Below are 7,981 nucleotides of genomic sequence, written 5' to 3' on the forward strand. Positions count from 1 at the left end.
GGGGATGTCCAACTTTTGGGGTGCAGTTCAAACCTTAAATCAGGTTTTCAGACGACCTTTCATTCCGGTTCATTGATTAAGTCAATCTATCAAGCCTGTTTCAACTTCGCATCGGCATCGCGCAACGCGGTACGCAGACCTTCCTCGATAACGGGATGGTAGAACGGCATCTCCAGCATTTGCGGAACGGTCATCTTCATTTGATGCGCCCACGCCAACAGGTGCGCCAAATGTTCGGCGGCCGGACCCAAGATTTCCGCGCCGATGAAGCGGCCGGTGGCTTTTTCGGCATACAGGCGCATATGGCCTTTGTTTACCAGCATCACGCGGCTGCGGCCTTGGTTTTTGAACGATACTTCACCGATGACAAATTCGTCAGGTTGGTATTGCGCGGCAACCTGCGCGTATTTCAAACCGACAAAGCCGATTTGCGGATTGGTGAACACCACGCCGATGGTACTGCGGCGCAAACCGCCGCCGATATTCGGATAGCGGCCCGCGTTGTCGCCGGCAATCTTGCCTTGGTCGGCGGCTTCGTGCAGCAGAGGCAGTTGGTTGGACGCGTCGCCCGCGATGAAGATATGCGGAATGCTGGTCTGCATGGTCAGCGGATCGGCAACGGGTACGCCGCGCGCGTCTTTTTCGATATTGATGTTTTCCAAACCGATATTGTCAACGTTCGGACGGCGGCCTACGGCTGCCAGCATATATTCGGCAACAAATACGCCTTTTTCGCCGTCCTGCTCCCAATGAACTTCTACATTGCCGTCTGCATCGAGTTTGACCTCGGTTTTAGCATCCAGATGCAGTTTCAATTCTTCGCCGAACACGGCTTTCGCCTCGTCTGAAACGACGGGGTCGGAAATGCCGCCGATGATGCCGCCCAAACCGAAAATTTCAACTTTCACGCCCAAACGGTGCAATGCCTGACCCAGTTCCAAACCGATAACGCCCGGTCCGAACACGGCAACGCTCTTAGGCAGCGTACCCCATGAAAAAACGTCGTCGTTGATAATCAAACGGTCGCCCAAAGGCTGCCACTGCGGCAGGATAACGGGACGCGAACCGGTAGCAATCACGAAACTTTTTGCCGTGATTTGGGTATGGTCGTCAATTTGAATGGTATTCTCGTCGATAAATTTAGCCGAACCCATAATGCGCTTGTCGGCAGGCCATTCTTCCACATCGGCAACGACAAAGCCGACAAAACGGTCGCGCTCGGATTTGACGCGCTGCATGACCTCTTCGCCGTTGACGACGATGCTGTCTTTGTCCAAATGCACGCCGAACGGATCGGTATGCAATGCGTGATGGCGCGCCTCTGCGGCAGCAATCAAGAGTTTGGAAGGCATACAGCCCACGCGCGCGCAGGTCGTGCCGAATACGTTGTTTTCAATTAGGTAAACATTATCCGAATGTAAACGGGCATTGCGAAACGCGCCCATACCGGCAGTACCGCCGCCGATTACGACGACATCTGCTTGAATTTTTTTCATAATCTTTGTCCTTTTTTGTTGAGCGTCCGAAGCGGTATCAGCGTGAAGCGTATCAGGTTTTCAGACGACCTATTTAATAAACTATCAAAAATAAAAAATCGATAACTATTTTTAAAATTTCGATTTAAAACAATAATCTCAAATTCTACTTGTAAATATAGAGCTATTCAGAACGACCGTGTAGCGTATCGTCTGAATAACTCTATTTTTCTGTTCAGACGGCTTTTTAAACCGTCTCAAGCACTAGGCAATTAGTTTTTAGCCAAGTAAGCTTCCAAATCTTCGCTGCCACCGATGTATTTGCCGCCGATGAAGACTTGAGGAGCAGTCATCTTGCCGGTAATGGCGCGAACGGAAGTAACAGTTGCATCTTTGCCCAATACGATTTCTTCGTAAGACAGACCTTTGTCTTGCAAAGCTTTTTTAGCTTTAGCGCAGAATTGGCAGCCAGGTTTGGTGAAGATGGCAACAGATTCTTGAGCTTTCCAGTCAGGAGCGATGAATTTCAACATAGTGTCAGCGTCAGACACTTTGAAAGGATCACCCGGCTCTTCAGGCTCGATGAACATTTTTTCAACCACGCCGTCGTTAACCAGCATGGAGTAACGCCAAGAGCGTTTGCCGAAGCCCAAGTCTTCTTTGCCGACCAGCATACCCATGCCTTCGGTGAATTCGCCGTTGCCATCAGGAATCATGTAGATGTTGTCAGCTTCTTCTTCGGCAGCCCAAGCGTTCATCACGAAAGTATCGTTTACAGATACGCAGTAGATTGCGTCAACGCCGTTTTCTTTGAACGCGCCGAACAATTCGTTGTAACGCGGCAGGTGGGAAGAAGAACAAGTCGGAGTAAATGCGCCGGGCAGAGAGAATACGACTACTTTTTTGCCTTTGAACAAATCATCAGTGGAAACATCTTTCCAAGTGTCGCCCACGCGGGTACGGAATACGACGGAAGGTACTTTTTGACCGGTACGATCTTGCAAAGCCATTTTGGATCTCCTTGAAATTTTAGGTTTAGGGAATGATACGAGTGAATGTGTGCATTCTAGCGCAGGGAGTTTGATTTGTATAATTTATAGTTCAAATAATATTAATTACCTGAAGCTATGAAACCCAACCTGCGAACGTTCCATTTAAATAGAGGTCGTCTGAAAGAAAACAAGCCCCTGGCTTGGAATTATTTTTCGGAATCGTGTGCGTCGGACAATACGACTTCGCGGATGCTGCTTTCTACTTTGTCTTTCAACATAAAGCGGTCTTCGTCTTTGCCGGGACGAATCGGGGCGGCAAAATCAATACGGATGCGCAGCTTTTTCATGGAAACGATGCGCCAAAGTGAGCGCACCAAATCGACTTGTGCATAAGACGGCACAGTCGTCCTTTTACCAGTATCATCATAATAGCGCAGCGTAACCGCCTGAACAGGCGCGTCGGCATCAATGGCGGATTGGAAGAGTGCGGCTTTGAACGGCAAAATATCCAAGCCCAAAGAAGTCCGCGCTTCGGGGAAAAAGCTGACATTCTGCCCGGCTTTCAACGCGGCGCAAATGGCTTGGTTAATCGGCTCGACATCGCGTCGGGAATTTCGATTGATAAACACCGTGCCTGCGTTTTGCCCCATTTTGCCCAAGACCGGCCAGTCTTTGATTTCCTGCTTGGCGATAAAGCTGCTCGGATACACCGCACTCATGGCGAAAATATCCAGCCAAGACACATGGTTTGCCGCCACCAAAACACCCTTCACATTATCTGCGGGCGGCGTGCCGATTTCCAATTCGATATCCAAGGCTTCCAGCGCGCCTTTGCCTAAAGTGATGACCGCATGATCGCGTTCGGCAGGATTGCCGGCATCGATACGGCGCAAATGCCTTCCGGTTCGGAACAGCCAACCCGCCAGGCGGAACAATCTGCCCAAACGGGTAAAAAACGGGGCTTTTTGTGAGTGCATAACTATTTTTCTTTTCGTATTAAATGTGCATCAAATCATAGTATAGTAGATTAAATTTATAGTGGATTAAATTTAAATCAGGACAAGGCGCCGAAGCCGCAGACAGTACAGATAGTACGGCAAGGCGAGGTAACGCCGTACTGGTTTAAAGTTAATCCACTATAAATCAGGCCAAGGCGACGAAGCCGCAGAAGTACAGATAGTACGGCAAGGCGAGGTAACGCCGTACTGGTTTAAAGTTAATCCACTATAATAACGTTTTCAGACGACCCAGATGACAAAGAGGTCGTCTGAAAACAAGTTCATACATTATTTTTGGCAGTTCGGACAATAAAACGTCCCGCGCTGCCCCAAAACTTCTTTCTGCACCAAACCGCCGCAACGGACGCAGGGTTCGTTGTGCCTGCCGTACACCGTATATTCCTGCTGGAAATAGCCGCTTTTGCCGTCGCTGTTGACGAAGTCGCGCAACGTGCTGCCGCCGGTTTCAATCGCGCGCTGCAATACCGCTTTAATCGTTTCCACCAAGACAGCGCATTCTTTTTTCTTAACCTTGTCCGCAGGGCGGTGTGGCGATATGCCCGATTTAAACAGGCTTTCGTTCGCATAAATATTACCCACGCCGACCACGACGGCATTGTCCATCAAAGCCAGCTTGACCGCGCGTTTTTGCGTTTTAAATTTTTGGTATAGATACTCGGCGGAGAAGTCGTCTGAAAGCGGCTCGGGGCCCAGTTTTTCAAGAAGCGGATGATGCTCGGCAATGCCTTCATACCACAAAATCGCACCGAACTTACGCGGGTCGTGATAGCGCAAGACTATTCCGTCCGCAAACACAATGTCCACATGATCATGTTTATCAGGATGATCAATCCGCGCATCGCCGTCCGTAAAAATCCGCAAACTGCCCGACATGCCTAAATGAATCAACAAGATACCCGTTGCAAAACCGATAATCAGATATTTCGCCCGCCGACGACAGCTCAACACCTCCTGCCCCGCTAAAAGCTCCGCCAACTGCGGATTGACCTGCCAGCGCAGCTTGGTTTGGCGCAACACGACATCCGCCACCTTTTTACCTTGAATATGCGGGCTGATACCGCGCAACGTCGTTTCTACCTCAGGCAATTCCGGCATTTTTCTTTATCCTCAAGCTAATACAGTCAACATCGCCTTTTTCAGACGACCTAAGATTCTACCGATGCCAAAGCGGCCTGACAATTTGCAACCAATCGGCTTTACAGACAGAAAGCAGCAAATTCAAGGCAGAATGACAAATATAGAAGGGGCTATATTTATGGAGTCAAACCTCTCGTTTTCAAATGTTCAGCCTCAAAAGGTCGTCTGAAAACCAGTCATGCCGGTTTTACCAACGCTGCATTCTCAATCCGAAATCCGTGCCGCACCCAAAGCCACCGTCTGCGTTCCCAATATTTTTTCAAACTCCGGCAACGGCGTCACCCCCGCCATACGCTTGACCAAAACCAAACCGTACACCGCCGCACACTGCGGCCACCACCTGTCCCCCGCCTTCTCCATAAAACGCCAAAACCGCAGCCCCTTTTGCGAATTCACAGCAGGCAGGTACACCATAAACTTCCCGAATTCCACCTCAAAATCCAAATCCCCCAACCGCTGCTTCAAAGCCGGCAAAGTCAGGCAATGCTCCTTTTTAGGCAAACGCGCTCCATCGAACCACTTGCTGAAAAACCACAAAGATTTCGGATTAAACCCCGTCAAAACCAACCGCCCTTCAGGTTTCAACACTCTGGACGCTTCATGCAGCACTTGCGTCAGCGCGGCAGTCTCATGACTGTGCGGCATCAGCAGCACATCAATAGAATGACTCTCCCAAGCCATAGCGTCCGCCGTCATCAATACATCACGGGGTACGGCAACCACGTTTTCAGACGACCTTAACCATTGACCGCCTTGTTGGACAACGGTCTGTCCGTCAAAATATTGCAAATGCCGCTCAAAAAAAGCAGCCTCGTTCTGAGCAACATAACGCCCCATAGCCGTATCTTCAAACCATACATCCATAGTCGTTATCCTATTAACTGTTTCATGCGTTCATTTCTACTGTCCGATAGAAAAATACAATGCAATCGCCGTATTTATGCCACAGATTTTAACATTAAGACCCAAGCATATGTAAATTTCACCCCCTTTACCTTGACGGCTACATCTTCAAACAGTACCATCGGGTAGACTAAATTTAACCTTATATCATTGATAATTATTGATTCATCATGGCAAAACTGAAAACCATCGCACTTACCATTTCAAGTTTATCCGCAGCTTCCGGCGCAGCATACGCTCAAAATGCCACACCAGATCAAGTAGGTATGGCAATGATGCGCCTCAATTCCTCTCTTTTGGATCAAGCCAAAGCGCAAACTTTCGGAACGGGCAGCCTTTGGGCATCGTTGCGCAAGGATTTCCGTATGAACGAGGTCAATTCCGAACTTGTTCGCCGCCATGAGAGCAAATTCGCTGCCAATAGTGCCTACTTCGACCGCACCATTACCCGCAGCAAACCCTATATGTACCATATTGCCAACGAAGTCAGAAAACGCAATATGCCTGCCGAAATCGCATTGCTGCCGTTTATCGAAAGCGCATTCGTTACCAAAGCAAAATCACATGTCGGCGCATCCGGTCTGTGGCAGTTTATGCCTGCAACGGGTCGCCACTACGGCTTGGAAAAAACCCCTTTGTATGATGGCCGTCACGATGTCTACGCAGCAACTGACGCAGCATTGAATTACCTGCAATACCTGCACGGATTATTCGGCGACTGGTCCCTTGCACTGGCTGCCTACAACTGGGGCGAAGGTAATGTCGGCCGTGCCGTCAATCGTGCGCGCGCGCAAGGTTTGGAGCCGATTTACGAAAATCTGCGCATGCCTGACGAAACACGGAATTACGTTCCCAAACTCTTGGCCGTACGCAATATCGTTGCCAACCCACAAACTTTCGGCATGAATATCACCGAAATCAACAATCAGCCGTATTTCAAATCCCTGAGCATCGACAAGCCGATTGACAACAGCACTATCGCCCGCTTCGCCAACATCAGCGAAAGCGAATTGCTGACACTCAATCCGGGATTCAATGCGCCTGTATTCATCCCGAAAAACAATCGTCGCCTGTTGCTGCCTGTTGATTCTGTGGCTTCTTTCGAGAAAAACTACCGAAACGCGAATCCCGATACTTTGTTGTCTTGGAACGTATACACATCCCGAAACAATACCAGCTTGAACGCCATCGCAGCAGAAACCGGTATGAGCGTTGCCGAAATCAAACGACTGAACGGCTTGGGAAATAACTCCCTGTCTTCCGACCGCAGTATTTTGGTAGCCAAGAATAAAGCAGCGAATTCGGCGACACCTGATACACTCTCATTCATCGATGTTGATAACAGACCGGATACTTACCGTTCCAATATGCCGGAAATGGCACCTATCAAAACGGCAAAAGCAAATATTCCTACAATGGATTTTGCCAACATTAAACCCGTTGCAGCAGTACCAACAGATTATGTAGCCCTTGGCAAAAAAGCAGTATCCGAAACTGCTGTCGCTCAATCAGCTCCTGTTGGCGGAGAAAGCAAAATTGCCTCTGCAACTCCTACTACCGTTGCCAAAGCAGACATCGCAACCACACCTGAAACCACTGTTCAAACCAACTCTTCAGCAGATTTGGCATCGGCAAATGTCAAAGAAGAGCGTATTCCTGAAGTGTTTGCCCAATTGTCTCAAGCTGAAAGCAAGCCTGCCGTTGTCGAGCAAACTGCTGCAAATACAACTACTGAGCTGACTACTGCTCAAGCTGCTCCGACGCAAGCTGCTGAAACAGCCGATGAACTGATGGCGTTGGTAGATTCAAATCTTCGTACTCAAACTGAAAATGTAGCAGTCGCACAAGCCGCCAGCGAACACAATATTGCATCCGACGCAGTCAAAGCGCGTAGCGAGCGTATTGCCGCCAATACCGCCAAACAACAAAGCCGCACTGAGGCGCGTTTGGCCCGTGCAGGCAATCAGCAGCAATCTCAAACCGCAGGTGCGGGCATGCACCGTGTAGCCGATGGCGATACGCTGTTTAATATCTCACGTCGTTACAACTTGAGCGTTGCTGACTTGATTATTGCCAACAACATCAAAGGCAATAACATCCGTAAAGGTCAGCTGTTGCGTGTGACCGCAGCGCCCGCCAAAACTCGAAACAGTATCCGAAACGTTTCTTATACCGTTCGCAGAGGCGATACTTTAAATACTATCGCCAACCGATTCAACGTAGATGTAAACGATATTCGCCGCTGGAATCGAAATACCAATGGTGTGACACCCGGTCAACGTTTGAAATTAATCGGCAGTTAAGATTACTCTTCATGAAAAAGTCGTCTGAAATTTTCAGACGACTTTTTATTTGCCATCAAATTCAATTTTCCCCGCATCATCACTACGCCTCCTTAAAGAGAAAGTTTTTAGTGAATAATATAGTGGATTAACTTTAAACCGGTACGGCGTTG

6 protein-coding genes are annotated in these 7,981 nt (G+C 48.9%); 1 reads left to right on the forward strand and 5 read right to left on the reverse strand.

Annotation, left to right across the window (positions count from 1 at the left end; translation table 11 throughout):
- Positions 1-89 precede the first annotated feature (89 nt).
- The 5 genes from HMPREF3277_RS00810 to HMPREF3277_RS00830 all read right to left on the reverse strand — a co-directional run bounded on the left by HMPREF3277_RS00810 (position 90) and on the right by HMPREF3277_RS00830 (position 5,487).
- Positions 90-1,496 (reverse strand): dihydrolipoyl dehydrogenase, encoded by a 1,407-nt coding sequence (locus HMPREF3277_RS00810; RefSeq protein ID WP_070869749.1) that lies wholly within the window; start codon positions 1,494-1,496, stop codon positions 90-92.
- 251 nt (positions 1,497-1,747) lie between these two features.
- Positions 1,748-2,485 carry a redoxin family protein gene (locus HMPREF3277_RS00815; protein WP_003740760.1) on the reverse strand — a complete coding sequence of 246 codons (738 nt, stop codon included), beginning with the start codon at positions 2,483-2,485 and terminating at the stop codon, positions 1,748-1,750.
- 188 nt (positions 2,486-2,673) lie between these two features.
- The gene (locus tag HMPREF3277_RS00820; RefSeq protein ID WP_003766847.1) at positions 2,674-3,444 is read right to left on the reverse strand and encodes a 1-acylglycerol-3-phosphate O-acyltransferase; all 771 of its coding nucleotides are present in this window, start codon (positions 3,442-3,444) and stop codon (positions 2,674-2,676) included.
- A gap of 309 nt (positions 3,445-3,753) precedes the next feature.
- A complete protein-coding gene (gene mutM, locus HMPREF3277_RS00825) occupies positions 3,754-4,581 on the reverse strand; it encodes a bifunctional DNA-formamidopyrimidine glycosylase/DNA-(apurinic or apyrimidinic site) lyase (protein WP_036491124.1) in 828 nt (275 codons plus the stop codon).
- 246 nt (positions 4,582-4,827) lie between these two features.
- Positions 4,828-5,487, reverse strand: a complete 660-nt coding sequence (locus HMPREF3277_RS00830) for a class I SAM-dependent methyltransferase (RefSeq protein WP_003763410.1) — start codon at positions 5,485-5,487, stop codon at positions 4,828-4,830.
- Positions 5,488-5,696: 209 nt separating this feature from the next.
- On the opposite strand from HMPREF3277_RS00830, the gene HMPREF3277_RS00835 reads away from it, so the two are divergent.
- On the forward strand, positions 5,697-7,829 hold the full coding sequence (locus HMPREF3277_RS00835; protein ID WP_070773495.1) for a LysM peptidoglycan-binding domain-containing protein: 2,133 nt from the start codon (positions 5,697-5,699) through the stop codon (positions 7,827-7,829).
- Positions 7,830-7,981: the final 152 nt, after the last annotated feature.

Origin of the sequence: Neisseria sp. HMSC70E02 (assembly GCF_001838645.1) — a bacterium.
Lineage (GTDB): Bacteria > Pseudomonadota > Gammaproteobacteria > Burkholderiales > Neisseriaceae > Neisseria > Neisseria macacae.